This window comes from Acinetobacter sp. 24-47-62 (assembly GCF_056779765.1).
The window spans coordinates 104,156-130,765 of the sequence record NZ_JBWYIN010000012.1; the positions used below are offsets into that span (position 1 = coordinate 104,156).

The 26,610-nt window shown below is 37.7% G+C and carries 26 protein-coding genes; 16 read left to right on the forward strand and 10 right to left on the reverse strand.

Features of this window, described 5'->3' with window-relative positions; all coding sequences use genetic code 11:
• Positions 1-17: 17 nt before the first annotated feature.
• Positions 18-1,178, reverse strand: a complete 1,161-nt coding sequence (locus AC1M87_RS10895) for an iron-containing alcohol dehydrogenase (protein WP_481593690.1) — start codon at positions 1,176-1,178, stop codon at positions 18-20.
• A gap of 113 nt (positions 1,179-1,291) precedes the next feature.
• Between AC1M87_RS10895 and AC1M87_RS10900 the strand changes: the two genes are divergently transcribed.
• The 4 genes from AC1M87_RS10900 to AC1M87_RS10915 are packed head-to-tail and all read left to right on the forward strand — an operon-like array spanning position 1,292 to position 5,029.
• Positions 1,292-1,813: a low molecular weight protein-tyrosine-phosphatase gene (locus AC1M87_RS10900; protein ID WP_481593691.1), complete on the forward strand. Its 522-nt coding sequence runs from the start codon at positions 1,292-1,294 to the stop codon at positions 1,811-1,813.
• Between the two features lie 12 nt (positions 1,814-1,825).
• Positions 1,826-2,860: a UDP-N-acetylmuramate dehydrogenase gene (gene murB, locus AC1M87_RS10905; protein WP_481593710.1), complete on the forward strand. Its 1,035-nt coding sequence runs from the start codon at positions 1,826-1,828 to the stop codon at positions 2,858-2,860.
• Between the two features lie 10 nt (positions 2,861-2,870).
• Positions 2,871-4,001: a YdcF family protein gene (locus tag AC1M87_RS10910; RefSeq protein ID WP_092767807.1), complete on the forward strand. Its 1,131-nt coding sequence runs from the start codon at positions 2,871-2,873 to the stop codon at positions 3,999-4,001.
• Positions 4,001-5,029, forward strand: a complete 1,029-nt coding sequence (locus tag AC1M87_RS10915; protein WP_035266046.1) for an alpha/beta hydrolase — start codon at positions 4,001-4,003, stop codon at positions 5,027-5,029. Before AC1M87_RS10910 ends, AC1M87_RS10915 begins: the two co-directional genes overlap by 1 nt.
• A 36-nt stretch (positions 5,030-5,065) precedes the next feature.
• On the opposite strand, the gene AC1M87_RS10920 is transcribed toward AC1M87_RS10915, so the two are convergent.
• The 4 genes from AC1M87_RS10920 to AC1M87_RS10935 all read right to left on the reverse strand — a co-directional run bounded on the left by AC1M87_RS10920 (position 5,066) and on the right by AC1M87_RS10935 (position 10,199).
• A complete protein-coding gene (locus AC1M87_RS10920) occupies positions 5,066-6,736 on the reverse strand; it encodes an FMN-binding glutamate synthase family protein (RefSeq protein ID WP_481593692.1) in 1,671 nt (556 codons plus the stop codon).
• A 110-nt stretch (positions 6,737-6,846) separates the two neighbouring features.
• Complete coding sequence (locus AC1M87_RS10925; RefSeq protein WP_481593693.1) at positions 6,847-8,013, reverse strand: ribosomal protein uL16 3-hydroxylase; 1,167 nt, start codon at positions 8,011-8,013, stop codon at positions 6,847-6,849.
• A 1,191-nt stretch (positions 8,014-9,204) separates the two neighbouring features.
• A complete protein-coding gene (locus tag AC1M87_RS10930) occupies positions 9,205-9,816 on the reverse strand; it encodes a Maf family protein (RefSeq protein ID WP_481593694.1) in 612 nt (203 codons plus the stop codon).
• Positions 9,816-10,199: a DUF2237 family protein gene (locus AC1M87_RS10935; RefSeq protein ID WP_035269188.1), complete on the reverse strand. Its 384-nt coding sequence runs from the start codon at positions 10,197-10,199 to the stop codon at positions 9,816-9,818. Before AC1M87_RS10935 ends, AC1M87_RS10930 begins: the two co-directional genes overlap by 1 nt.
• A 138-nt stretch (positions 10,200-10,337) precedes the next feature.
• Here AC1M87_RS10935 and AC1M87_RS10940 point away from each other — a divergent pair, with 138 nt between their 5' ends.
• From AC1M87_RS10940 to AC1M87_RS10955, 4 genes are all read left to right on the forward strand, one after another.
• Entirely contained in the window at positions 10,338-11,525 is a 1,188-nt protein-coding gene (locus AC1M87_RS10940) for a phosphoglycerate kinase (RefSeq protein WP_035269172.1), read from the forward strand.
• A 120-nt stretch (positions 11,526-11,645) separates the two neighbouring features.
• Positions 11,646-11,894, forward strand: coding sequence for a hypothetical protein (locus tag AC1M87_RS10945; RefSeq protein ID WP_481587635.1), 249 nt, complete (start codon positions 11,646-11,648; stop codon positions 11,892-11,894).
• Between the two features lie 132 nt (positions 11,895-12,026).
• Positions 12,027-13,064: a class II fructose-bisphosphate aldolase gene (gene fba, locus AC1M87_RS10950; RefSeq protein WP_035269168.1), complete on the forward strand. Its 1,038-nt coding sequence runs from the start codon at positions 12,027-12,029 to the stop codon at positions 13,062-13,064.
• A gap of 77 nt (positions 13,065-13,141) precedes the next feature.
• Positions 13,142-13,990, forward strand: coding sequence for an EamA family transporter (locus AC1M87_RS10955; protein WP_481593695.1), 849 nt, complete (start codon positions 13,142-13,144; stop codon positions 13,988-13,990).
• A gap of 23 nt (positions 13,991-14,013) precedes the next feature.
• Here AC1M87_RS10955 and AC1M87_RS10960 read toward each other — a convergent pair whose 3' ends face one another.
• Positions 14,014-14,667, reverse strand: a complete 654-nt coding sequence (locus AC1M87_RS10960) for an A1S_1983 family putative colistin resistance protein (RefSeq protein WP_481593711.1) — start codon at positions 14,665-14,667, stop codon at positions 14,014-14,016.
• 98 nt (positions 14,668-14,765) lie between these two features.
• Here AC1M87_RS10960 and ispF point away from each other — a divergent pair, with 98 nt between their 5' ends.
• Entirely contained in the window at positions 14,766-15,251 is a 486-nt protein-coding gene (ispF, locus tag AC1M87_RS10965; protein ID WP_481593696.1) for a 2-C-methyl-D-erythritol 2,4-cyclodiphosphate synthase, read from the forward strand.
• 10 nt (positions 15,252-15,261) lie between these two features.
• Here ispF and AC1M87_RS10970 read toward each other — a convergent pair whose 3' ends face one another.
• From AC1M87_RS10970 to AC1M87_RS10980, 3 genes are all read right to left on the reverse strand, one after another.
• Positions 15,262-15,786, reverse strand: a complete 525-nt coding sequence (locus AC1M87_RS10970; protein WP_481593697.1) for a protein-tyrosine phosphatase family protein — start codon at positions 15,784-15,786, stop codon at positions 15,262-15,264.
• Positions 15,787-15,833: 47 nt separating this feature from the next.
• Positions 15,834-16,925, reverse strand: coding sequence for a 3-deoxy-7-phosphoheptulonate synthase (locus AC1M87_RS10975; RefSeq protein ID WP_051586615.1), 1,092 nt, complete (start codon positions 16,923-16,925; stop codon positions 15,834-15,836).
• 261 nt (positions 16,926-17,186) lie between these two features.
• On the reverse strand, positions 17,187-18,062 hold the full coding sequence (locus AC1M87_RS10980; protein WP_035269154.1) for a sulfite exporter TauE/SafE family protein: 876 nt from the start codon (positions 18,060-18,062) through the stop codon (positions 17,187-17,189).
• Between the two features lie 186 nt (positions 18,063-18,248).
• Here AC1M87_RS10980 and lpxB point away from each other — a divergent pair, with 186 nt between their 5' ends.
• Positions 18,249-19,418, forward strand: a complete 1,170-nt coding sequence (lpxB, locus tag AC1M87_RS10985; RefSeq protein ID WP_481593698.1) for a lipid-A-disaccharide synthase — start codon at positions 18,249-18,251, stop codon at positions 19,416-19,418.
• A 15-nt stretch (positions 19,419-19,433) separates the two neighbouring features.
• Complete coding sequence (locus tag AC1M87_RS10990; RefSeq protein WP_481593699.1) at positions 19,434-19,871, forward strand: GIY-YIG nuclease family protein; 438 nt, start codon at positions 19,434-19,436, stop codon at positions 19,869-19,871.
• A 66-nt stretch (positions 19,872-19,937) separates the two neighbouring features.
• On the opposite strand, the gene AC1M87_RS10995 is transcribed toward AC1M87_RS10990, so the two are convergent.
• On the reverse strand, positions 19,938-20,807 hold the full coding sequence (locus tag AC1M87_RS10995) for a DUF2797 domain-containing protein (protein WP_481593700.1): 870 nt from the start codon (positions 20,805-20,807) through the stop codon (positions 19,938-19,940).
• A 31-nt stretch (positions 20,808-20,838) separates the two neighbouring features.
• On the opposite strand from AC1M87_RS10995, the gene AC1M87_RS11000 reads away from it, so the two are divergent.
• The 5 genes from AC1M87_RS11000 to AC1M87_RS11020 all read left to right on the forward strand — a co-directional run bounded on the left by AC1M87_RS11000 (position 20,839) and on the right by AC1M87_RS11020 (position 26,177).
• The gene (locus AC1M87_RS11000) at positions 20,839-21,306 is read left to right on the forward strand and encodes a DUF6231 family protein (protein WP_092767830.1); all 468 of its coding nucleotides are present in this window, start codon (positions 20,839-20,841) and stop codon (positions 21,304-21,306) included.
• A gap of 101 nt (positions 21,307-21,407) precedes the next feature.
• Positions 21,408-22,022: a YidB family protein gene (locus tag AC1M87_RS11005; protein ID WP_481593701.1), complete on the forward strand. Its 615-nt coding sequence runs from the start codon at positions 21,408-21,410 to the stop codon at positions 22,020-22,022.
• A gap of 162 nt (positions 22,023-22,184) precedes the next feature.
• Positions 22,185-22,646: a hypothetical protein gene (locus AC1M87_RS11010; RefSeq protein ID WP_481593702.1), complete on the forward strand. Its 462-nt coding sequence runs from the start codon at positions 22,185-22,187 to the stop codon at positions 22,644-22,646.
• The gene (locus AC1M87_RS11015; protein WP_481593703.1) at positions 22,643-24,238 is read left to right on the forward strand and encodes an FAD-dependent oxidoreductase; all 1,596 of its coding nucleotides are present in this window, start codon (positions 22,643-22,645) and stop codon (positions 24,236-24,238) included. Before AC1M87_RS11010 ends, AC1M87_RS11015 begins: the two co-directional genes overlap by 4 nt.
• 61 nt (positions 24,239-24,299) lie before the next feature.
• Positions 24,300-26,177 (forward strand): 5'-nucleotidase C-terminal domain-containing protein, encoded by a 1,878-nt coding sequence (locus tag AC1M87_RS11020; RefSeq protein ID WP_481593704.1) that lies wholly within the window; start codon positions 24,300-24,302, stop codon positions 26,175-26,177.
• Positions 26,178-26,610 lie beyond the last annotated feature (433 nt).

The following is a 26,610-nucleotide window of genomic DNA, read 5'->3' on the forward strand; positions in this document are numbered from 1 at the left end:
TAAAGATTTCGAGTCATTTAATGATAAATTGCTTGGTAGATGCTTAAAGCATCAGCATAGCTTAGAGCTCTAGGATTGTTTTGTAAGAGGCGCGTTTGTTGCATCGCATCATTAGCTAACATCTCTAAATCTGATTCTTGTACACCTAGCTCATTGAGTTTTAAGCTCAGCCCACTCTGGCTAACATGCCTTTCCATATGATCGATAAATAAATCACATAAGCCATCAGTATTGCCTTTGCTATATGGGTCAATCCATTGCATCAGTTCAGCATAGTATTTCTTCGCTTGAGGTGCATTGAATTTCAGTGTTTCAACAAGCACGATTGCATTGGTATGACCATGCGATAAGTGATAATGCCCGCCCAAAGGATAGGCAAGCGCATGAACCGCTCCAACAGGAGCATTTGCAAATGCTTGTCCAGCCAACATAGAACCTAAGAGCATTTTTTGGCGCGCTTCTAGGTTTTGGGGTTGCTCTAGAACAAGTTTTAAATTTTGATTCAATAAATCCAATGCTTGTTTAGCGAGTAAATCAGAATAGAAATTTTTCTTTAGTTTTGAGGTGTAGGCTTCAATTGCATGCACCATTGCATCAATTCCTGTTGCTGCAGTGATGTGAGCCGGAAGACCTTGAGTAAAAGTTGCATCTAAAATGGCAGTATCCGCATACAGAACGGGTGAAACAATTCCTGTTTTTGTTGTTTTGCCTGTAGTGACAATAGAGATTGGTGTAACTTCAGAACCCGTACCTGCAGTTGTAGGGACTAAGATGAGTGGTAATCGTGGTGATTGAGCTTGATTGACGCCATATAACTCAGAAATCGTTTGGGTTTGATTGGGGTGTGCAAGTACGGCAATAATTTTTGCCACGTCTAAGGAGCTACCACCGCCAAAACCAATGACTGCATCAATGTGTAAACGTTTTGCTTCATCTACTGCATTTAAGATGACATCTTCAGGAGGATCTGCAACGACATCGGAAAAAATACTGAACTCAGTCCCAGTAGCGTTGAAAATGTGAAGAATAGGTTGGTGGAGGTGGTGATCAATCAACCCTTGATCTGTGACGAGAAGAACTTTATTAAATCGATGTTGTTTTAAAATTGAGCCAAGCTGTTGAATACTCCCTAAACCAGAAATAATATTCCCGACAGTTTGAAATTGAAATTGGCTCATCACACATCCTTTTTGCGCTTTAAATAAGATTATTGTTTTACAGTTCTATAGGATTCACTCCTTAAATAACTTAACATATGCACTGCGAAAGTATATGTATTTTTGAGGCGAAGATGACGACGAAAATGCCATACAAAATTTTATGTGTATGTTTAGGAAATATTTGTCGTTCCCCAACAGCAGAAGTGGTAATGAAACACTTTGCGGATTTAGAAAAATTAAATATTCAAGTTGATTCAGCTGGAACCAGTAATTATCACCCAAACAAAGCGCCTGATTATAGAAGTCAAAAGCACGCATTGAAACGAGGATATGATTTATCTTCATTACGTGCGAGACAGATTCGTATTGAAGACTTTAAGGAATTTGATTTAATCTTGGCGATGGATCATGAAAATCTAGTCAATATTCAGAAACTGCAAGTTGAAGCAGCGCAAATATTTCACAACCATGAACTGCGAGCAAAAATAGAGCTCATGAGTGCCAAAGATCCTTCATATTTAAATCAACCAGTACCTGATCCTTACTATGGTGGAGATGATGGCTTTGAGTTGGTCTTAGATCAATGTGAGTCGAACAGTAAAGCATGGATTAGTTACTTAAAACCAATGTTGCAGCAGTCAAACGTTGAGTAAGATAAAAATATGATTGATATTCAAACCAATATACAACTCCAGTCTTTCAATACGTTGAATTTAAATGCTGTTGCATCTCATTATTGTATTGTTCGATCTCTTCAAGATTTGCGTGAAGCAATTGAATTTGCTGAGCAAGCTCAATTAAACATGATGATACTTTCAGGGGGGAGTAATATGCTGCTCCCTGAGCATCTAGATGCTTTGGTTGTTCAATTACATTTAGATGATCTTGTCCTGCTTGCTGAAGATGATACCAATGTAACAATTCGAGTAGGTGCTGGACGTCACTGGCATGAGTTCGTGCTATGGACAACAGAGCAAGGTTTCTATGGATTGCAAAATCTCGCATTGATTCCAGGGTGGGTGGGTGCTGCACCTGTTCAGAACATTGGTGCCTATGGCGTTGAAGTCGGTGAATTTATTGAATTTGTAGAGGCTTTTGATCGTACTAAAAATGAAATCGTTCAAATCCAAGCGAGTGATTGTCATTTTTCATATCGACACAGCATTTTTAAAGATCAGCCTGAGCGGTTTGTTATTACTGCGGTCATCTTTAAATTACTTAAACAGCCACAACTCAAAATGAATTATGGAGATTTAAAAGCTGCGATGGGCGATGACATTACGCCATATAATTTACAGCAACAAGTGATCAAAATTCGTCAAAGTAAACTCCCAGATCCTGCAGAATATCCAAATGCAGGGAGCTTTTTTAAAAATCCGATTTTAATTAAAACGAAATTTGAGGAAGTTTTACAGCTTCATCCCATGATTCCACACTATCCTCAAGCAGATGGTTCTGTAAAAGTTGCAGCTGGTTGGTTGATTGACCAATCAGGCTGGAAAGGAAAAAAATTAGGAAAAGTGGGAATGTTTGATCGACAGGCTTTAGTTTTAGTCAATTACGCCGATGCATCTCTCACAGATGTGCAGGCAACCTATCGCTCTGTGCAGCAAGATGTGTTAAATAAGTTTGGTATTTTATTAGAACCTGAGCCTGTTTTGTTCGATCAAAAAGGTTCTATTCAATCTCATTTGGTTTAAAAAGGACAGTATGTCTAGAAAACATTGGATGGTGGCAACGGTGCGTATGATGGCGATCATATTCGCACTTTTGGGCTGTCTCATGGTTTTCTGGTATACACCATTTTATTCAGCACTTGTTGTGAAATCACTTCACGCATTTGTCCCTATCAAAGTTGACGAAATTGCGGCCAAGAGCCAGCAAATGGCAGCGTTAACTGATAAGGAGGATTTGGAGCCTGGTTCAAGGCTGTGGATTGCAAGACAAGCTTATCTCAAACTTATTGAAGAACAATTGAATGATCAAGGGGCTGAACAGCTTGCTGAAATTCAAACTCGCTATGTGTTATTAAAACAAAAAATTAAAGATGAATTGCTTACAGATATAAATACAAAGAACGAAACTAAAGAGGATGTTGTCTTCGCAATTGATCAGCCTGATTTAGCCAGTGATGTTGCTATAAGCCAAACTGATTCAACAAACTCATCCATTAATGAAGAAAAAAATCAGCGCTTGGCTTTAATGGAAAAATATGAATTTTTCCTTAGATATCATCCCTTAGAAGAAGATGAGGTTCAAACATTAGATCCGCAAATCTATAAAGATATCGCGTTGATTCAAAATGAAAATAAAACTTTATCAAATCAGAAAGATAAACCTTATGCGATAGTTGTGTTGGGTGGTGGGTTGACGCTAGGGGATAATAAAATTGATATCGTAGTTAATGATTACACACGCTCTAGACTAGAAAAAACACTTGAGATTGAGAAGCAAACGGATTTACCTATTGTGTTGAGTGGTGTTGAAGCACCGTACATGCAAGCATGGTTAGCATCGCGTGGCGTAGAAGCGAATCTATTAGAGCAACGCAGCATGAATACCTGTGAGAATACACGCTTTAGTTCATTATTATTACAAAAAAAAGGAGGAGCGCCGACAGTGATTCTGATTACCGATCGTTATCATATGACACGTACACGACGTCTTTTTGCTTTGAACGGTATTAAGACAATTCCTGTTGAAGCGCCTATGCCTACAATGCTGACAACATGGCGTCCTAGCCAATTAAATTACGATCACAGTCGTCGTGCAAATTATGAATTACTTGCCACAATCAGAGATGTAATGTTTGGCTCTAGCGGTTGTCGGGAGGTGCCATAATGTCTGATATTCCATTTCTGAATCCAAATGTGTTGAAACAACTCGATTTACCCATTCCGAATCGAGAACAAACACCACTAAGGTTGGAACCTTTAAACTTAAATCGACCTTATTCTCCTTCGAAAGAGATTCAAGCTTATCGTCATCTTTACGCACTTGATCGTCTTGAAGCGAATTATTGGCAGGGTTATATCAAAATGCCTTTGTTCAAACTTCATGTGCAGGTGTATCAACCTCGCATAGAGCAGGTGAAAGGTACTGTATTCTTATTGCATGGCTATTTGGAACACAGTGGGATTTACCAACCAATTATTGGTGAATTGCTGGATCAAGGGTTTAGTGTTTTAACTTATGACTTGCCTGGACATGGGTTAAGTGATGGCAATGCTGCCAGCATTCAGAACTTTGATCATTATCAGCAAGTACTCCACGCGGTTCACCAATATGTAAAACAAGCTGATCAATTGCCTAAACCATGGCTAGGTATCGGACAGAGTACTGGTGGTGCAATTTGGATGCATCATTTGTTGGAGTTTGCTGAACAACGTAAAAATCCAATTGTAGAACGCGTATTACTCTTGTCGCCATTAGTCAGACCTGCAAAAACAGCATGGTGGCATAATCCAGTAGGCTTGGGCATCATTCGCCGTATTAAACGTGAAGTTCCAAGACATTTTAAACGCAATAATCACAATCCTGAATTTTTAAGATTTGTACGTCTAAAAGATCCACTACAACCGCGTATGATGGGGATGGATTGGATATTAGCAATGTCAAAGTGGATGTTGGAAATGGAAAATCGACCTGCATGCCGAATTCCAGTTTGGCTCGCTCAAGGTGCTCAAGATCAAACCGTAGACTGGCGTTATAATATCGAATTTATACGCAGAAAGTTTCGCCTTCAGACCTTGCTCATGTTAGAGGAGGGATCTCATCAGTTGATCAATGAGCGTGCGGATATACGGGCAGCATTAACGGGTTTAATCCCAGCATTCTTACATGCGCAAAGTCATAAAGGATACTTTTAAAATAAAGGTGCTGATTTCAGCACCTTTTTGATGAAACTAGAATTTGCTGGCATCTGCCAAATTCCACATTCTGAAATAGAAATTTTCTTCGTCTTTATCTTTACAGTTCAATAGTTGACCCGATTCTAACCAAAAATGTAATTGAGCATAATTTTTGATTTCACGATCATTTATACGTTGCGCGAGATGATGAGCTTTAATTTCACTCGGATGATTTAAACCTGCAGCTGCTATCATTTCCGACAGTGCATGCAATGTATTTTTGTGGAAATTATAAACACGTTCTGCTTTCGTTGGTACATGTACTGCTTTTTGGCGCTCAGCATCTTGTGTTGCTACCCCAACAGGACACTGATTGGTATGGCAACTTTGAGCTTGGATACAACCGACAGCAAACATAAATCCACGAGCTGAATTCACCCAATCTGCACCTAAGGCAAAGGTACTTGCAATATCAAAAGCACTGATGATTTTACCACTTGCACCAATTTTTACTTTATCTCTTAATCCAGCACCTACTAAGGTATTGTGTGCAAACAAGAGCGCTTCACGCAGTGGTGTTCCGATATTATCGCTAAATTCAATCGGTGCAGCACCGGTTCCACCTTCTGATCCATCTACGACGATAAAATCAGGAACAATATTGGTTTCAAGCATCGCTTTGACAATACTCATAAATTGCCAAGGCTGTCCGATACATAATTTGAATCCAACAGGTTTACCACCTGATAGTTCACGTAACTTTTGAATAAAATGCATCATTTCAATCGGTGTATTAAAGCTAGGGTGGCTTGGCGGGGAAATACAATCGCGATCACGAGGAACACCACGAATTTTCGAAATTTCTTCTGTAATCTTATGTTTGGGTAAAATACCGCCGTGACCTGGTTTTGCTCCTTGAGACAGTTTTAGCTCAATCATTTTGATATTGGGATGTTTTGCTTGAGCTTTAAATTTTTCAGGATCAAATAGACCGTCTTCAGTTCGACAACCAAAATATCCACTGGCGATTTGCCAAACAATATCTCCATTATTTTCAAGATGGTAGGGGCTTAGGCTTCCTTCGCCAGTATCATGATAGAACTGACCCATGTGGGCACCGAGATTAAGTGCGCGTATTGCATTAGCACTTAAACTCCCAAAACTCATTGCTGAGATATTCATGATTGATGCACTATAAGGTTGAGCGCACTGATCATTACCCACTTTAATACGGAAGGTGCTGGTATCAGCTGGGAGTTTCGGTGCAAGAGAGTGAGTAATGAAACGATAGTCATCTTGATATACATCAATAATTGAACCAAAAGGCTTATCAGCATTTTCATTCTTTGCACGCTGATAAACTAAGCTACGTTGCATTCTTGAAAAGGGTAAAGCGTCTTGGTCTGATTCAATAAAATATTGACGAATTTCGGGTCTGAAATCTTCAAATAAGAAGCGAAAATGCCCCATGATTGGGTAGTTCTTTAAAATCGAATGTTTATTTTGAAGTACATCATATAGGCCTAAGATACTGAGTAAACTGGTCAGTAGCCAAATAATATTAATGACACTGTCGGATAGAAAATAATAAATATAATGGGGGCTGTAAAATAGCCTAAGCCATGTAATACTCAGGGCGATGATAATACATGCGAACCATACAGAATGTCTTGAAAAAAAAGTGTTCAGTAATTTATGTCTTATTGCTTGAGCAGGACTTGCCATTTTTATTTTCCATCGTTCTTTACTGCAATTACCATACGAACTTCTATGGAATCAGACAAGTAGTGAATTGTTAGCTTACAGCTGTAAGCTAACAATTTATATTTATGGGTTTAGTTTTCTTCCGAAGGAAGCAACATAATGATCGAATTATTCAAGAGTTCCGCGAGATCTTCAAGAATGTGTTGATCATATAAATTTTCATCCAAAGTGATCATTTCACCATCAGCGATACGTTTTAAATGGGGTTTAAATTCTTCGGAGATGCATAAGCGTTCTCCATTTGCCCAAAAGTTAAGTTCATCATTGAAGTTGCTATAAAGCAAACGTGAAGCAGGTTCGATTTTTAATAAATAACCTTCTTCAAGTGCTTCTTCTAAATCACCTGTTCCAATTTCGTCATTTTCTGGAATATTGTTAGGATAACCAGGTTGCGAAGCGAGACACATGATGGCTTCATTTAGCATCTCAGGATTTTGCAGTTGAGCTAAAAGTTGTTCGCGCAAATAGCTAAGCTCATGATCTGAAATTTCGCCGACAGCAGTGCTGACAGAGCGTGTGATATCTAATAATGGTTTTTTCAGTTGCTCTTGTTCTGAAAAAGAATCACCAAGACTATCCATCATGTCTGAGATATTTGGCATGCGGAAACCGAAAGAATAGGTTAAACACTCATCTTCAGCTACGCCATAATGAGAAAGACCAGGTGGGACATATAGTAAATCTCCTGGCGCCAAAACTTCATCAAAGTGAACTTCCATTTCTTGCAAAAGTTTTAAAGGCTGACCTGCAACGAGTGCTGTCTGTTCATCACACATTTGGCCTAATTGCCAACGGCGATGTCCGTAACCTTGAACTAAAAATACATCATAAAAATCGAAGTGCTTACCGACAGAACCACCTTGTGGTGCGTAAGATACCATAATATCTTCACGACGCCATTGAGGAATAAAAGGAAATTTTTTCCATAACTCAGCAAGATCAAACGAATAGTGATCGACCGCTTGAACGAGTAGTGTCCATAATTTTGGCATTTTTTGGAAGTCTGCTTTGAGCAGTGGCGATGACTTCACATTCCATTGATTAGGGTCACGATCTTTTTGTTTGATCAAACGTGCAGTCACGTTTTCATCGAGTGCAAGCTCCATAACATCATTGGGTTCAAGTAAACCCACAATTTCAGGAACTGCATTACGAACGAGGAGAGGTTTTTTTTGCCAATATTCCGTAAGGAATTGCTCAGCGCTAATACCGCCGAGAACGTCTAAAGTTTGGGACATAATAAGGACTACAATTTAGTTTGGCTTATTGTCCCTTGAACGATGCAAGTTCTGCAAGTGACACGGCTTTAAAAGCGCATGTTTTCTTGCTTATGGATGATACAAATGAATATGAAAAAAATGAATATAGCTATTTTAAAGAAATAATTAATTTACACTTTGAGGGGAATTTCATATCGTATAACAGCCATTATGTTAAATGAGGCAGATTTATTGAATCAAATATTAACTAAACCAATCATCATCAAAAGGGCTTTCAGCACCAAAACTATTTATACAAGCTTTGGATGTATATAGAAGCCCACCTCCTGAAGAATGAATGCTGACCAAGAAGTCTTTTGTTTCGAAAATTTCAGGAGGGGGTATAAGGTATATTTTTTCTTGAACTACAAATCTGTAGACTAAGTTAAGTAAAAAAAGTGCGCTAGCTGAGTCTAATAGATTTTTTTAGTTCGTGAGATTTCTATTAATCTCACGATCATGCTTAATTTTATTATGGTGATTCCATCATAAAATTGTTTAATCGCTATCTATCTTATCAAATGGAGTGAATTTTAAAGATGTATATTTAATTTTTACGTCAGACTTTAAGTGAGATAGACTTTGTAGTTGTGTTTCATCTTTATAGTATTCACGAAAATCTCTAAAGTTGAATGAATTACCAATATTAGATGTACAAGCTTTAAAAATAGCTTCAATTTCTGAACAAATTGTAAGATACAAATTCATTATTTCTATAGAAAAAGTTTCATTGTTTCTAATGTCAAAATCTACGTGAGTACTAAATTCTTTTAGTTTTTTTTTCTATATGCAGAAATCTATTCCAGTAGTTATCATGCATATGTATCCCCCTAAAGATATTATCCAAAATTGAAAAAAACTTTAACAATGATAACTTAAACTAAGATAATGGATGTTATACAAAGTTTCTTAACTTGTTCATGTAATTCATATTCTTAACTTGAAATGAACAACCCAAATATGATCATTTGAACTTTTTTACAATTTCTATGTTTTGAGATCGCTTATCGATCAATTTTCCACAGCTTTGTGTAGATAAATTAATTTAGCTCAGTTGTAATTATTTGAGCTAAAAATAGGGTATTTATTTCATTCATCAGTTGCTAGTAACAAATAATTCCAAAAAAACCGAGTTATTGAACTCGGTCTTATTTATTAATAAGCAACGTATCAAGGCACTAGAATTTTCAATTCACGTAAAATCTTACACAATTGGATCATCGGCATACCCATTAAAGTTGTTTGATCCTGCCCAATCATTTCTTCAAATAAGCTGATGCCCAAACTTTCACATTTGAAACTTCCAGCACATTGCAAAGGTTGTTCAAGTGCGACATAACGCTGAATTTCTTCCAAATTTAAATGCCTAAATTTGACCTTGTAATGTTCAACAATGGTTTCTTCAAACCCAGATGAAGCGTGTTGAACACTCAATGCCGAACTGAAATAAACAATTTTTCCTGAATTTGCTTGAAGCTGTTTGATTGCTTTTTCAGTAGATAAAGGTTTTCCAATAAATATATCAGGTGCGCCTTCACGCCAAGCTACCTGATCAGAACCAATAACGATCGCATCTGGATATTTCTCAGCAAAATATTTTGCTTTTTCATATGCAAGTCGATAAGCAAGATCATCGGCATGGCTTTCCCCACGCGGAGTCTCATCGATATCGGGTGATATTTGTTCAAAATCGATATGTAATCGATTAAGTAATTCCTTACGTGTCTGACTGCCAGAAGCTAAAATAATTCTTGCTGACGTTGAAGCAACATGATGATTCATTACACTGAGAATTCCATTAAAATGTCGATCGGGACATAAGCAAGAACCGACTGATGACAAGCCTGAAGTTTTAAATTCGGTGCCATATCATTCTGATAAGCTTCAACCCAGCGCGTCACACAAATACACCAGAAATCACCAGGTTTTAAACCAGGAAAACCAACTTCGGGTAGTGGTGTTGTCAAATCATTCCCAATTCGTTGCGAGAAACTTAAGAATTCTGACGTCATTTCGGCACAGACTGTATGTTGACCTAAATCAGAGGGTGCAGTGTGGCAAAAACCATTTCTGAAATATCCTGTGATAGGATCAAAACAACAACTGGCGAGCGGTTCGCCGAAAACATTTAAACGATTAATACTTGGATCTGGATGGATAGACATAGCAACACTTTGTGGTTCGACTCCATCTATCATAATCAAATCTAAAGATTTCTACAGCTTTTCTGAAATTTTACTCACCTTTTTTAGCATAATCATTTAGAATCTATGCGGTTTTGATATCTATAAAGTGAGCTATACATGAACTTTCAGCGTATGACTGACCTCGATTTAGCAGGTAAACGTGTTCTGATCCGTGAAGACTTAAACGTTCCTGTTAAAAATGGTGTGATTACGAGTGATGCACGTTTACGCGCTGCATTACCAACAATTAAAGCCGCTCTTGAAAAAGGCGCAGCAGTAATGGTTTATTCTCACCTTGGTCGTCCAGTTGAAGGTGAGCCTAAAGCTGAACAATCACTTGCACCTGTTGCTGCCTACTTAACTGAAGCATTGGGTCAAGAAGTTAAATTACTCACTGAATATTTGGATGGTGTTGAAGTTGCACCAGGCCAAGTTGTGTTACTTGAAAACTGTCGCTTTAACACAGGCGAAAAGAAAAATAATCCAGAGTTGGCAGCAAAATATGCAGCACTTTGTGATGTGTTTGTGATGGATGCATTTGGTACTGCACATCGTGCAGAAGCATCAACAGAAGGTGTGGCTCGTCTTGCTAAAGTTGCTGCAGCAGGTCCATTACTTGCAGCTGAATTAGATGCACTTGGTCGTGCACTTCAGACGCCTGAAAAACCAATGGTTGCTATTGTAGCGGGTTCAAAAGTATCGACTAAACTGGATGTTTTAACATCGTTATCAGATATTTGTGATCAGCTCATTGTCGGTGGTGGTATAGCGAATACATTCTTAGCAGCTGCGGGCTATAACGTTGGTAAATCACTTTGTGAAAATGACTTAATCGATACAGCTAAAGCAATTGCTGCAAAAGTATCGGTTCCATTGCCAACAGATGTTGTTGTTGCTGACGCATCAGAAATTAACTTTGATGACTTCCTTGGCTCATTAGCGGCAGCAAAAGCCGTAGTGAAAAAAGTTGAAGATGTTGCTGACAATGACATGATTCTTGATGTTGGTCCAGAAACAGCTCAAGCATTTGCTGAAATTTTAAAAACTTCAAAAACAATTCTTTGGAATGGTCCAGTAGGCGTATTTGAGGTTGATCAATTTGGTGAAGGCACGAAAGCGCTATCTTTAGCGATTGCAGAATCTGAAGGTTTCTCTATCGCAGGTGGTGGTGATACTTTAGCTGCGATTGATAAGTATGAAGTGGCTGACAAAATTGGTTATATCTCAACAGGTGGTGGTGCTTTCCTTGAATTTGTAGAAGGCAAGACATTACCAGCAGTTGCTGTTCTACTAGAACGCGCTTAATTGGATTTGAGAAAAAAGACCTTCTAAGAAGGTCTTTTTTTATGACTAATTTTCGTCATGAAAATGAAATAATTTTGAAATATTATGATCATAATCTGATTTATCATGCGGAATAACATCATGAAATTACAATTAGGCGTATTTGCGCTATTGGCTGCTACTCTTGCAATGACGGCTTGTTCTAAACAAGAAAGTGCACCAGCTGCAGATCAAACATCAACATCAGAAGTTGCTGTTGAAGCATCAGATATTAGTGCTGAACAACAAGCGGCTATCGATGCTATTGATCAGCCATTACAAGATGAAAATAATACTGATGTTCCTGAAGAAGTTGCAAATGCACCTGCTGATCAAGCAACGGCGGAGTGATTTTCTACTTCAATAAGTATTAAATTGAAAATCTCCCTGCAATTGCAGGGATTTTTTATGAAATACTGTCAATTGTTGCTGAATTGAAACACAGGTCAGGTTAGAATATGGAGCATTACCTGGGAGGAAATTATGGCTCTTATTTCAATGCGCCAGCTCTTGGATCACGCCGCAGAACATAGTTACGGCGTACCAGCGTTTAACGTAAACAACTTAGAACAAATGCGCGCGATTATGTTAGCCGCAGATGAAACAAATTCACCTGTTATTGTTCAAGCATCTGCTGGTGCTCGTAAATATGCTGGTGCTCCATTCTTACGCCATCTTATTTTGGCGGCAATCGAAGAATGGCCACACATTCCAGTTGTGATGCACCAAGACCATGGTACTGATCCTGACGTTTGCCAACGCTCAATCCAATTGGGCTTTTCATCAGTAATGATGGATGGTTCATTAGGTGCAGATGGTAAAACACCAACAACTTATGATTACAACGTAGATGTAACTCGTCGTGTTGTTCAAATGGCACATGCGTGTGGTGTATCTGTAGAAGGTGAGATTGGTTGCCTAGGTAGCCTTGAAACTGGTCTGGCTGGTGAAGAGGATGGTGTTGGCGCTGAAGGTGTTCTAGATCATTCACAACTCCTTACTTCGGTTGAAGAGGCGACTCAATTTGTCGCTGATACTAACGTTGACGCGTTAGCAATTGCAGTTGGTACTTCACATGGCGCTTATAAATTTACGCGTCCACCTACAGGTGATATTTTAGCGATTGATCGTATTAAAGAGATCCACGCTGCACTTCCAAATACTCATCTTGTAATGCATGGTTCAAGTTCAGTACCACAAGAATGGTTAGCGATTATTAACCAATACGGTGGTGATATCAAAGAAACTTACGGTGTTCCTGTTGAGCAGTTGGTTGAAGCAATTAAACACGGTGTACGTAAAATCAATATCGACACTGACTTACGTTTAGCTTCAACAGGTGCTATGCGTCGTATGATGGCTGAAAAACCAAGCGAATTTGATCCACGTAAATTCTTTGCTCAAACTGTTGAAGCAATGAAGCAAATCTGTGTAGATCGTTATACTGCATTTGGTACAGCAGGTCATGCTGACAAGATTCGCCCTATTTCTTTAGAGAAAATGGTAGATCGTTATAAATAATTAATAAGATTATTTATAATTTTAAAAAGCCCACAGTGATTGTGGGCTTTTTCTTGAATAAAAAACAAGAGCAAATTATGGAACTGATTTTTTCAGCAGCTTTATGCAGCGTACTAGTATCGATTTTATTGAAGTTTAGTAAGTCTCGTGGATTTGATGTCATGCAAATGATTGCGTGGAATTATGCCATCGCCACGATACTCTGTTTTTTTTGGTTTGAGCCAGATCTCTACCAAATATCATTAACCTCCACACCTTGGTGGCTTATTGGGTTGTTGGGAATAGCTTTACCCTCAATATTCTTGCTGCTTTCCAAATCACTTGATCAAGCTGGAATTATCAGAACTGAAATCGCGCAAAGATTATCCGTTGTTCTTTCATTGTTGGCAGCCTATTTTCTTTTCCAAGAAAAATTTAGCACCCTGAAATTGATTGGTATTGCATTGGGTTTGGGTGCAATTGTTTTGATCATTTTCTCTAAAACATCAACACCAACATTGCAAACAAAAAAAGCAGGAATGTATTTGCTTGCAGTTTGGCTTGGCTATGCGCTCGTAGATGTCCTGTTAAAATACAGTACAAGTCTAGGGTTAAAATTTGCAGTCAGTTTAAACTTGATGTTTGTGTTTGCTTTCATTATTTCCATGGGATATTTGTCCCTGCGTCAAACATCATGGACTTTGCAAAATTTTCTTGCTGGACTAAGTTTAGGTGTATTGAATTTTGCCAATATTGCACTTTATGTGAAAGCACATATGTTGTTAAAGGATTCACCTGCAATCGTATTCGCTGGTATGAATATTCTAGTCGTAGTGTTAGGTGTGATCGCAGGTATATTAGTTTTTAAAGAAAAAATAACCCTAAAAAACAGCTTAGGTATTCTGTTAGCGATCACAGGAGTATTGTGTTTAGCATTCGCAATTTAACTGTGAACTTGCATACACTCTGTTTAATCATATAGTCGATAGATTCCACTAAAGCGCTCACAGCCTGTTTGCTCAGTTGAGACAATCAGTAATGATTTTTGATATTTGAGTTTGTACTGACAATCATGCTCATTATCAGTAATTTCGTGTTTGCTTTGAGTGGTTGTATAAGCCAATAATGGGATGGTCTGGGTTTCTATGTGATTATTAGGGCTACGATAAGCAATACCTTCAATTTTGACGCGATCCTTGCTTAATTGATGAATCTTAAGGTGTACAGGTTGCGCTGCAATTTTACCTTGTTCAAACTTGATGTAATGTTGAGTAAGCGTTTGATTCATTGACATGTAAAAGTTTAAATCATCAATGCGTTGATTAATTTGTAATGACACACAATTTTTATTTTTACACTGCTGCAGTCGATTCAGCCAAAGCTGTTGTGTATCTTGAATTAATCGTGTTGGTGCATCGGTAACTAAGTAGGATGTTAAAAAGCGCTCATTCAATTCATCTCTCAAAGATGAAAAATCAACAGCACAAATCATGGAATTTTTAAAACTTGATTGAGGCTTATCGCATTGAATAAGTTGTGCCTGTGCGACAGAAACACTGCTTAATCCAATGAAAAAGATAGAAATTAAAGGTTTCATCCAACTTGATACGCTTTTTGACAACATCATCGCTTATACTTTCAAATGTTTGCGCATCTACTATAGCGAACAAGAATCAAAGAATACAAGATTTCATTTTCAAAAACTGTGTAAAGGAGTTCAATGTGAGCTTAGCTATTCGTATAGGTCAAGGTATTGATGTTCATGCTTTTGAGGAAGGCGATTATGTCACATTGGCTGGTATTCGTATTCCGCATACACATGGTTTGAAAGCACACTCTGATGGAGATGTAGTTTTACATGCACTTTGTGATGCATTGTTGGGTGCTTTAGCGCTCGGTGATATTGGACAGCACTTTCCAGATACTGATGAACAGTTCAAAGGCGCGGACAGTAAGGTTTTATTAAAGCATGTTTATCAGTTGATATTGGATCGTGGTTATCAACTGAATAACGTGGATATTACAGTGGCTTGTGAGCGTCCAAAATTAGCGAAACATAATTTGGATATGCGTCAAAGTATTGCAGATGTACTTGATGTGGATATCAATCAGATTAGTATTAAAGCCACTACCACTGAAAAATTAGGGTTTACTGGTCGTCAGGAAGGAATCCTGTCTACAGCGACCGTATTAATTAGTCATCAATGAGCAATTTCGATCATTCAAAGTTTTGCGCTTTCATCAAAGAGGCTTGCAGTTCTTGAGTAGCTTTACGTCCTTGCAACTGTAAGCCGACCGCGTGCATTAAGCCAGTCCAAGTGTTGTTGGGTTCCCATACTTGGTGTAATAGCTCATGTGCAGTAGGTAAATCCATATTCATATAATGTAGTCGGTACAGATAGATTAATGAACTACATTGATGATTTTTGGTGCAATGTATCCAGACCATTTTCTCTTTAACGAGATGATCGATCAGATCGAGTACAAATAAACATTGATCATCATGTGGAAATTCTGGATCAATAGGGACTTGGATGTAGTTAAGACCAATTTCAGCACTTACGCGATCTTCATGATTTAAATTCGGTGTAGCATCAGTAAAAGCGAGATTAATGATGGTATCGATACCATAAGCTTTAATCGATTTAAGTTGTTCTTCGTTTGGCTGACCTGAGCTAAACAAATGCTCATGAACAAATTGAAAATGGGGGATTGAGCTAAGTTCTTTTTCGAGTTGATCCATGATTTAACCTTATAAAAAACGCCATCGTGTGATGGCGTTTTATCTGATTAACGTTGTGGTAGAACGTCTTTCAAAGCTGCATCCATTTCCAACAAAACTTTTTCAGTTGTTTCCCAATCGATGCATCCATCTGTAACAGACTTACCATACTCTAAATCGCAAAGATTTGCAGGAATATCTTGGCGGCCACCTTTTAAATGACTTTCAACCATAATACCTACGATCGATTTATTGCCATCTAAAATTTGTTCAGTGATATTTTTTAGAACCAATGGCTGAAGGTATGGGTCTTTATTAGAATTGGCATGACTCGCATCAATCATGATCTTGTTACTTACTTTTGCTTTCGCCAATGCATTTTCAGCTTCTGCTACAGAGCCAGCATCATAATTCGGTTTGCCATTACCACCACGTAACACGACATGGGCATATTGGTTGCCTTTAGTACGAATGACCGAAACTTGACCTTGGTCATTTAAGCCAAGGAAACTATGACCATGTTTTACAGATTGCATCGCATTGGTCGCAACAGTGAGACCGCCATCCGTACCATTTTTAAAGCCAACTGGAGATGATAAACCTGAAGACATCTCTCGGTGTGTTTGGCTCTCTGTTGTACGTGCACCGATTGCTGACCAAGAAATTAAGTCTTGGTAGTACTGTGGAGAGTTTGGATCAAGCGCTTCAGTTGCGCATGGCAGGCCTTTCTCATTGAGTTCAAGCAATAATTTACGGCCTAAACGTAAACCTTTTTCAATATTGAAAGAGTCATTCATGTCAGGGTCATTAATTAAGCCTTTCCAACCCACTGTTGTACGAGGCTTCTCGAAATACACGCGCATGATGATATAAAGCGTGTCTTTCACTTTTTCGCTTAAAACTTTTAAACGATCAGCATAATCATGAGCTGCTGCAGGATCGTGAATAGAGCACGGTCCAATGACTACGAATAAACGTTTGTCGTTGCCATCTAAGATATTACGTACAGTTTCACGACCTTTTAGGACTGTTTGGTATGCATTATCAGTTAACGGTAATTCTGTTTTTAATTCAGCAGGAGTAACAAGAGGCTGAATGCTTTGTACATTCACGTCATCAATGTCGTTTTGGGTGATAGAATTTGACTGTAAAGTATTCATTGCCGTCACTGGTTCGTTTTTACAAGAAAATGTTCAATCTATTGAATATAGCATGATTCAGTAGATCATTTGTTATCAAAAAGTTGAATGGATTTAATAAAAAAAAGTAATGAAATTGTCTTTTTGGTATTAATCAGAGTTTCTACTTGTATTGTATAGAATGATTTAATTTTTGAAAATTATTAAATTGAATAAATCATTTAATTTCACCTCAGTGAATTATACAGCTTCACTGAGGTTACAGTTTGAACATGATATTAATTAAGACTGGGCTTGAGTTGAGGTTTCAATAACTGCCTCAGGTGCGGTCACAGGTTTCGCTTTGACTGGATTAAGCATGAAGTTAACACCAATGGCAAATAAGGTGATGCCCAGTACCTTGCGAATAATTTTTTCAGGTAAATGGGAGCTCACCAGCGTACCAACGATGATTGCAGGAATCGATCCGACTAAAAGCCACATTAATAAATTGAAATCCACATTACCTGAATTCATATGCCCCATACCTGCCACGAGCGTCAGTAAAACTGCATGTACAACGTCAGAACCAATAATTCTAATCATAGGTAAATTAGGGAACATGATGATCAGCGCCATAATGCCGAATGCACCCGCGCCAACTGAAGATAAGGTCACAAAAATACCCAGTACAATACCCATTAAAGCTATATATAAACGCTTCTGCTTTAATTTTTCTCGAGTTAATTCAACTTCCTGTTCAGTAACTTCTTTGGAAAATTTTTTGAAGAATTTTTCTACCTGTGTACGGAATACAATTGAAATACCAGTAATGGTCAGCATAAAGCCTAAGACCATCGTGAGAATGGCTTTGTAATGTGTGGATTGACTCAAATAGTTGTCTAAAACCCAAGTTGTGGCTAAAGAGGCTGGAATACTTCCGATCGCGAGCCAAATGACGATAGGCCAAACAATATTAAGTTTTTTTGCATGTACAAAAGAGCCGCAAAACTTAGAAATCGCGGCATAAAGTAGATCTGTACCAATCGCAATATGTGGTTCAATTTTAAATAAACCAATCAAGATAGGGGTCATAAGTGAGCCACCACCCACGCCAGTGACCCCTACACAGAAACCAACTAAAACACCTGCTAAAATATATTCAATAGAACCGTACATCGTTTGTGCTACTTATCAGAAAACCGGCATATCTTATGATTTTTGAATATAAGCTGTTGTCTTGATTATTCATTTACTTATTCAAAAATAAGATAAAGCATTACTAAGTTAAGATATTTCAAGAACTCAGTCTGTTATGAGATGCTTATGTTAAGATACTTGTAGAGCATGAAAGAGGATATTCATTTGCAAAATCGAAAACTTAAAATTGGTATTGTGGTTGGTGAAGTTTCAGGTGATACCTTAGGCGCCAAATTAATACGTCGTTTTCGAGAGCAGGGAATTGATGCTGAATTTGAAGGAATTGGTGGTCCTCAAATGATTGCAGAGGGTTTTAAAAACTATTATGCGATGGATATTCTATCGGTGATGGGAATTGTTGAAGTATTAAAAGATATTAAAAAACTTTTTGCGGTTCGAGATGGCTTGGTTGATCAATGGACTAAACAACCTGTTGATATTTTTATAGGGATAGACGCACCAGATTTTAACTTACGCTTAGCAAAAAAAATAAAGCAAAAATCGTTGCCAATTAAGACTGTTCAATATGTGAGTCCTTCAGTTTGGGCATGGCGTCAAGGTCGTGTTCATGGGATTAAAGCCACAATTGACTTGGTACTTTGTCTATTTCCATTCGAAAAAACTTTTTATGATCGATTTAATGTGCCAGCGGTATTCGTTGGACATCCTCTCGCTAATCAACTACCGCTGGAAAATCCTATACTCGATGCAAAGCAGGCGCTTGGTTTAAATCCTGCACAAAAACATATCGCATTACTGCCTGGAAGTCGTCGTGGTGAAGTTGATAAGTTAGGACCGCTTGTATTAGATGCAGCAAAGATTGTCCATCAAAAATATCCTGAGTATCAATTTTTAATTCCAGCCATCAATGAGGCTCGTAAACAACAAATTGAGCAGATCCTAATAGGTTACCCAGATAGGTTCAGAGATAATATCAAGTTAATGGAAAATATTGACGCGGAATCTAAAATAGGTCGGATGGTCATGGATGCCAGTGATATTGTGGCGTTGGCATCGGGTACAGCAACACTTGAGGCGATGTTATTGCATCGTCCGATGGTGACTTTTTATAAATTAAACAGTTTGACCTACTGGATTGCGAAACTTTTAGTAAAAATTCCTTATTATTCTTTACCTAATATTATTGCAGGAAAAAAAGTAATTCAGGAGTTAATCCAGAATGATGCAACTCCAGAAAACTTAGCACATGAGATTGAGTTGTTGATGAATATCGAAAACTCAAAAATACAATCTATGCAATTGTTGACGATGCACAAGCAATTATTGTCGGATCAAAATGAAGATCCAGTGCAAGCGATTTTAAAATTATTATAGGTTGATATTATTAAAGTGAAAAATCCAACATTCGATAATTTAATTGAATTAACTGAAGATTTTTTCAAATTACATTGGGATGAAATACAATTGGGAACGCCTCCAATTTGGTCAGAGGCATTCTCAGATTTCATAAGAATGCCAAATTACTTAAAAGCTGGTGTATATGCTTTCTTAAAAGATAAGGAAGTTACATATATTGGTGTGGGGGCATCTAAAGGAGGTGGAATTTATCCTGACAGAGGTTTAAGTAGAAGATTTCAATCGTATGTTAAAGTCGATAAGGAAAGTAAAAAACCATATATTGTTGATCAAAGATTAAAAGATTCAGGGACAGTTGTTACGATTGGATTCGAATCACAATATGCCTACCTGGCATATGGATTGGAGGCATTCTTGATTTCACGTTTGAATCCTATTCATAATAAAATTGGTAGAAGAAACAGAGCATAAAGTTGTATTTTTTGTTTTATTAAAACCAAAAGCGACTCAATTGAGTCGCTTTTTTAAGTATATTAATTAAGTTCGAATCTTAATTTCATAACCCGTATATTTGCGTATATTGATTACACCTGTGTCCATAATCAGATATTGTCCTTTGATACCGTGCAGTTTTCCACGTATGACTGGCGTTTTGTCTAAGTTATGCGATTTAATTTTTTCAGGATATTGATCGACAGGATAAATGAATTCACGAGGAAGTTCGTTTTCTAAAATTTGTACATTTTCATTGAAATCTAGGCTCATGCTGAACTCATCTCGAATGGTTTCAATTTGAGGTTCAAACTCCGTGAGCAATTCATCTCTGATCTCTAACAAATTTACCTTTTCCGCTTCACCTTTCAGCAATTTTCTCCAGTCTGTTTTATCAGCGACTTGCGCACCAAACATGACTTCAAGTTGTCCTGATAACCGACGAGAGCCCACTTTCATAATAGGTAAAGCTTGGGTAGCCCCTTGATCTAGCCAACGTGTGGGCATTTGACCTAAACGGGTAATGCCAACCTTTAATGCACTTGAATTGGCAAGATAGACAATATGGGGTTGAAAGCATACTTCTTGAGCAAAGCTTTCTTCACGACAAGTCCCTAAATGGTAATGGCATGTTTCTGGCTTCATAATACACATATCACAGGCTGCTTTCGTTTTCATGCATTTAAAGCAGTGACCTTGGGAGTATGATTTTGGTGTTTTATTCCCACAGGAAACACAGTAAATTTTGCCGGTCCATTCAATTTCAATTTCTTGACCTAAGTTGAACGGGAGATTGATTTCTGAACGATCTAAAATAAATTTATATTCAACATTTGCCTGTTGTGTTTGTTGTTCAGTTACACTTAGGTTGGTTAAACCAGCGTGCATTTTATGACAAATGCCCTGTAATTCCATGCTTTAATCTCGCTCAAATAAGGTGCAGCTCATGGCTGAGAAAAATGTCATCACGTCAATGCTAGACGATTTATCTAAAGAACAGCCAATTCAAACTGCCGTATGTCTTGGTCAGGATCTCAGCCAAGACTATGCACAAACAATCCAATGGAATCATTTTAACGTAACTGAATTTTTAATGCTTCCTTTTCAGCAACGCTATGATCTAGGTGTTGTGATTTTAAATAATGAACAGATGGATACACTATCAACCCATCATAAATCACAAATGCTGGTAAAACTGCGTGATTTAATGGCAAAAAGAATCGTCGTGTTGAGTCATATTGCAGATGAACAATTATTAAGAAGTCTGGGATTCACGCAGCTCATTGAGCAAAAAAATACAGAGCAAGATTTCGCCTTATGGCAATTCAATATTTTGAATTATAAGCATGTGCCAGATTGGTTTAATTCTAAGTTTTGGGCTAATCCAGAAAATTGGAATAAGTTTCGATGGTAATGGCAAACTTTGAGTTTATCAAAACACAACAATTTCAATGTACAAAGCCATGTTTTTAACGATATGCTGATCAATGAAAATAAGAATGTAAAGGTGTCTTGATGACAAATTTAAGTAATATCGTTGAAGTTTTAGCGAAACAGGCTTTAGGCGGTAATCCACAATCTAATCAATCGGGATTGGGTGGTGTACTTGGTTCGGTACTCGGGAGTTTAACGGGACAAAATAATCAGACCAATCAAAACCAACAACAAGGTGGATTGGGAGGGATTTTGGGATCTGTACTTGGTGGTTTATCGGGTAGTCAATCTGGTGGTGTAGGCAAATCATCAGGTCTAAACGCTCAAACCTTATTAATCGCAGTAGTTCCTTTAATTCTCAATTGGATTCAAAAAAATGGCGGTTTGCAAGGTGCACTTGATCAACTGAAAGGTCAGGGTCTGACGAGTCAAGTGGATGATTGGGTTTCAACTGGTCCTGGCGAAAATGCCAATGTCAGCACGCAACAGGTTCAAAATTTATTTGATCAGCAAGATGTAGAGCAAGTTGCACAAGAAGCGCAAGTTCCTAAACAGGATGTATACAGTGCGATTTCTTCAGTCTTACCACAAATTATTGATTCGCTTACACCTCAAGCAAATAAGACCGATCCACAAGAAGCGAATTCAGATATACAAAATGTGTTGAATCTTGTATCAGGATTTTTAAAGAAATAAAGTGAAATTAATTTGAGTTGAAAAGCCGAATGTATGTCACATCCGGCTTTTTTTATGCAATCTATCAAAGTATGTAAGTGGAATAAAATTTAAACGATTGATATATTTATAAAGAAGCATAGGACATGCTGAATAAAACAAAAATCATTGAGGGAGAAATTCATGATCCGTAAGGAGCATTTAATCACTGCTTCGTTGTCCTCGATTAAGGCAACCTATCAACAACTTTCATCCGCGCCACTTGCCATGAGACAAGGAGAATATAAGGCTCAGTTTATTGGTCCTTGGTGGTTAAGAGTGTCTGCAGCACCGAGTTTATTTTTAAGTGGATTGGGGGGATGGTTTGGGAAAAAATTCATCAATCAAAATTTAGTCACTAATATTTTACTCAATCGCGGGCAGAGAAGTGAAAAGCTTCAAATGGAGTGTCTAGAAGAGGCGTCTTTGATTGATGGAAAACAAACGATCGCCTTGTATTATGGCAAGACAGCACCAATTCCATGGCGTTGGGTTGTTGATGAGTTAAGACAGCTTGATGAACATACGATGTTGTGTATGACTATCATTAATCTTCCTTTTTTAAAGCATTTTTCATTTCCATTTATTCTAAGTCGTGATGTATGAAATCAAAATTTGAATATGATGTCATTATTGTAGGTTCAGGCTTTGGTGGAAGTGTATCTGCGCTAAGATTGTCTGAGCTTGGATTAAAAGTAGCTGTGCTAGAGCAGGGAAGAAGGCTCACTGAAGATGATTTACATCGAGCAAGTCGGAGTTCTAAATACTTAAATTGGGCACCGACGTTAGGGATGAAGGGTTTTCTTGCACAAGACGTATTCCAACATATGGGTGTGGTTCGAGGGGTTGCCGTTGGTGGTGGCAGTGTTGTTTATGCTGCTGTGTTGTTAAAACCAGGTCAAAAGTTTTATCGTGATCCAACTTGGAGTCATTTGTCAGAAGACTGGGAGAGGGAATTACAACCGCACTATCAGATGGCTCAGTCCATGCTAGGTGTAAGTTTAAATCCATATAAAGATCAGCAAGATGAGTGGTTAAAACAAACAGCAGAACAAATGGGTTCTGGAGATAGTTTTGACACTGTACCACAGGGAATTTACTTTGGTGATCCTCATCAATGGGTGAGTGATCCGCTTTTGAATGGTCAAGGTCCCGAACGAATAGGCTGTAATCAGTGCGGAAATTGTATAACGGGGTGTGCGCAGGGTGCGAAGAATAGTTTGGATAAAAACTATTTATATCTTGCAGAGAAAAATGGAGTCGAGATTATTCCAGAAACCAAAGTGACTCATCTTTCACAGGTTGATGGAAAATATATCATTCATACATATCAGTCATTTAACTCCAAAGAAAAACAAGATTACTCTGCGAAACAGGTCATTATATCCGCAGGTGTTATAGGAACCGTTGAAATTCTGTTTGCTTCAAGAGAAGTGTACAAAACCTTACCGAATATTTCTGGTCAGTTAGGTGAGCATATTCGAACCAATAGTGAGGCGATTGTTGCAATCTCTAATAATGATAAAACAATGGATTTGACGAGAGGGACAACCATTTCCAGTCATTTTCATGCAGATGACAAAACACATATTACTCAGAATCGATTTCCAGCAAGTTATGAGTTTATGAAGTTTTATATGGGGCCACTGGTCAATGGCGATCAACCTGTAAAACGTGCACTCCACGTTTTAAAGCATTTTTTTCTGCACCCCTTTGTTTCAACTCGATCATGGCGTTCTAAAAACTGGCATAAACGTGTCACTGTATTAACCGTCATGCAACAGGCAGACAATCAACTAAGATTTGTATATGGACGTACTGCACTCAGAGGTTTTAGGCGTTTTTTGAAAACGCAGGTTTCAGTTGGAGAAAGAGCGCCGTCTTTTATACCGTTAGCAAATGAAGCTGCGGAAAAATTTGCTGAAGTAAGTGGTGGTCAAGCACAGAATAATATATTGGAAAGTATGGGGCACTTATCTGTTACAGCGCATATATTGGGTGGTGCAGTTATGGCTGAAGATTCCTCCAAAGGTGTGATTGACTCTAATCATCAGGTTTTTGGCTATCAAGGCTTATATGTGGTTGATGGAAGTGCGATTCCTGTGAATGTTGGTGTTAATCCGAGTTTGACCATTACGGCATTAGCTGAGCGATTTGCAGAAAAATATAAAATTAGTCATTTCGATAAAGTGTCATAAATCCACCATCATAATGTCATATCTTCGTTGAATACTCTTGGTCTAAAAAAGGAGTATTCAAATGAAGAACAAGATAAAAATAACAGGTCTTCTCTTAACGACATCGTTATTGCTAAGTAGTTGTGGTGGAGATGACCAAAAATCCAACCCTAATATTACACAACTATCAGAGTTAAAAATTCTTCATATTAATGACCATCACTCCCATTTAGATGGTGAAGAGCTTAGCTTTAATTTTGACTTCGGTCATGGTGAAGAACAACTAGTCGTTTCGCGTGGTGGATTTTCTCGTGTAGCAACATTTATGAATCTAATAGCAGAAAATCAACAGAATGTAGTGAAAATTCATGCTGGTGATGCGATAACAGGAGATTTGTATTACAACCTCTCAAATGGAAAAGCTGATGCTGAAATGATGAATACAGTGTGTTTTGATACTTTCACCTTGGGAAATCATGAATTTGATGCAAAAGATCAAGGCTTAAAAGATTTTATTGGTTTTTTAGACGAAGGACAGTGTAAAGAGCGAACAGAGATTCTTTCTGCAAATGTTGAATTTGGGGTGAGTTCACCTTTATATCAGACAGATCGGATTCAAAAATCTATTGTTCTTGAGCGGGATGGGGAAAAATATGGGGTTGTGGGGCTCACCATTGCATCAAAAACTAAAAACTCCTCCCAACCAAATCAAGACACATTATTCCAAGATGAAATCACAGTAGCTCAAAATGAGATTAATCAACTCAAAAAACAGGGAATTAAAAAAATTATTTTACAAACACATGTAGGCTATGAACTTGATCAAAAATTAGCACAAGAACTTACGGATGTGGATGTGATAATTGGAGGCGACTCTCACACATTGTTTGGACCTCATATATTAGAAAAGTATGGTATGTCTCCTGTCGCTACCTACCCATTACAGTTGAAAAATAAAAATGGCGAATCTGTTTGTGTTGCTCAAGCATGGCAATACAGTTATGTGGTTGGTGAACTTAACGTAAAATTTAATGCAGATGGTGCGGTTCAAAGTTGTGTGGGTACACCGCATGTGTTAATTAGCGATGATTTTAAACGTAAGCAAAATAATGAAAGAGTCAGTGATCAAGAAAAAAAATATATAGAACATCAATTCGAAAAAGAACGAGCTCCTTTTTCTATTGTTAAAGAAGATCAAAATATTTTGAGTGTCTTAGAGCCCTATAAGCAATCTAAAAAATTATTTGCAGTCAAAGTTGTTGGGCAGGCAGTTGATAATTTATGTTCAAGACGTGTGCCGGGAACTCAATTTGATCGCTCACGATCATCTTTAGGTGATGTGTGTAATTTGAATGCGCATGTCGATGCCCATGGTGGTGATATTCAACAAATGGTTGCCGAAGCATTTCTTAAACAAGGCAAAGAATATTTTAATGCTGATATTTCATTTCAAAATGCAGGTGGAGTAAGAGTTGATTTGGCGAAAGGAAATATCACTGTAGCAGATATCTACCAAGTCTTACCTTTCAAAAATACGCTCGTTCAATTGAATATGACTGGTCAAGAAATTAAAGATACGCTTGAAGATGCCATTTCAGGCGTGATTGAACAAAAAAATACTGGAAGTTATCCATATACGGCTGGATTAACTTGGCAAGTTGATATGACGCAGCCTAATGGAAAGCGTATTACAAATATTCAAGTCAGAAATAGGTCTGACCAGCTTGAGCCATTAGATTTAAATCAGTTATATAAAATTGTAACCATCAATTTTTTAGCTGATGGGGCTGATTACTATCATACATTGAAAAAAATTACAGGTGATCGTCGAATAGATGTTGGATTGGACTATGCAGAAGCATTCTTAAATTACTTAAATTCAATAGATGGTCATCAAGAAATAAAAACAATTCGAAAATTACCTACTTCATATTATAGTACTCAAAAATACATAGAATAAGATTTAGAGCTTTTTGATCTGAAAAACCTCAATTTAATTGGGGTTTTTTAATTTAATTAATCGTTTTTGTGTATTTTTTAGTGTAAAAAACATAAATTTGCTTAAAAAATAAACATGCATGAGTTTTTGTTGAAAAAAGGGGTTGCAAGGGAAGAAAAAATCTATAGAATGCACCCCATACCGACGAGATACACGGAAACGAACGAAGCAGCTTGCAGAGTTGTTGAGTGTTTCGAGTCCAGCTTCTAGCATTGACGAGATGTTAGAAAGATCATTAAGAGATTATGAAGAACAACTTGTGTGGATTTTTACTGGTTGATTGATCGATATATATTATCATTGATAATTGGTAGAAATTTCTCGAAGTTTATTTGAGCAAATTTTTTGTCAGTAATTGATGAGCCAAGATTGGTACCCTTTAGGTACTATTGAT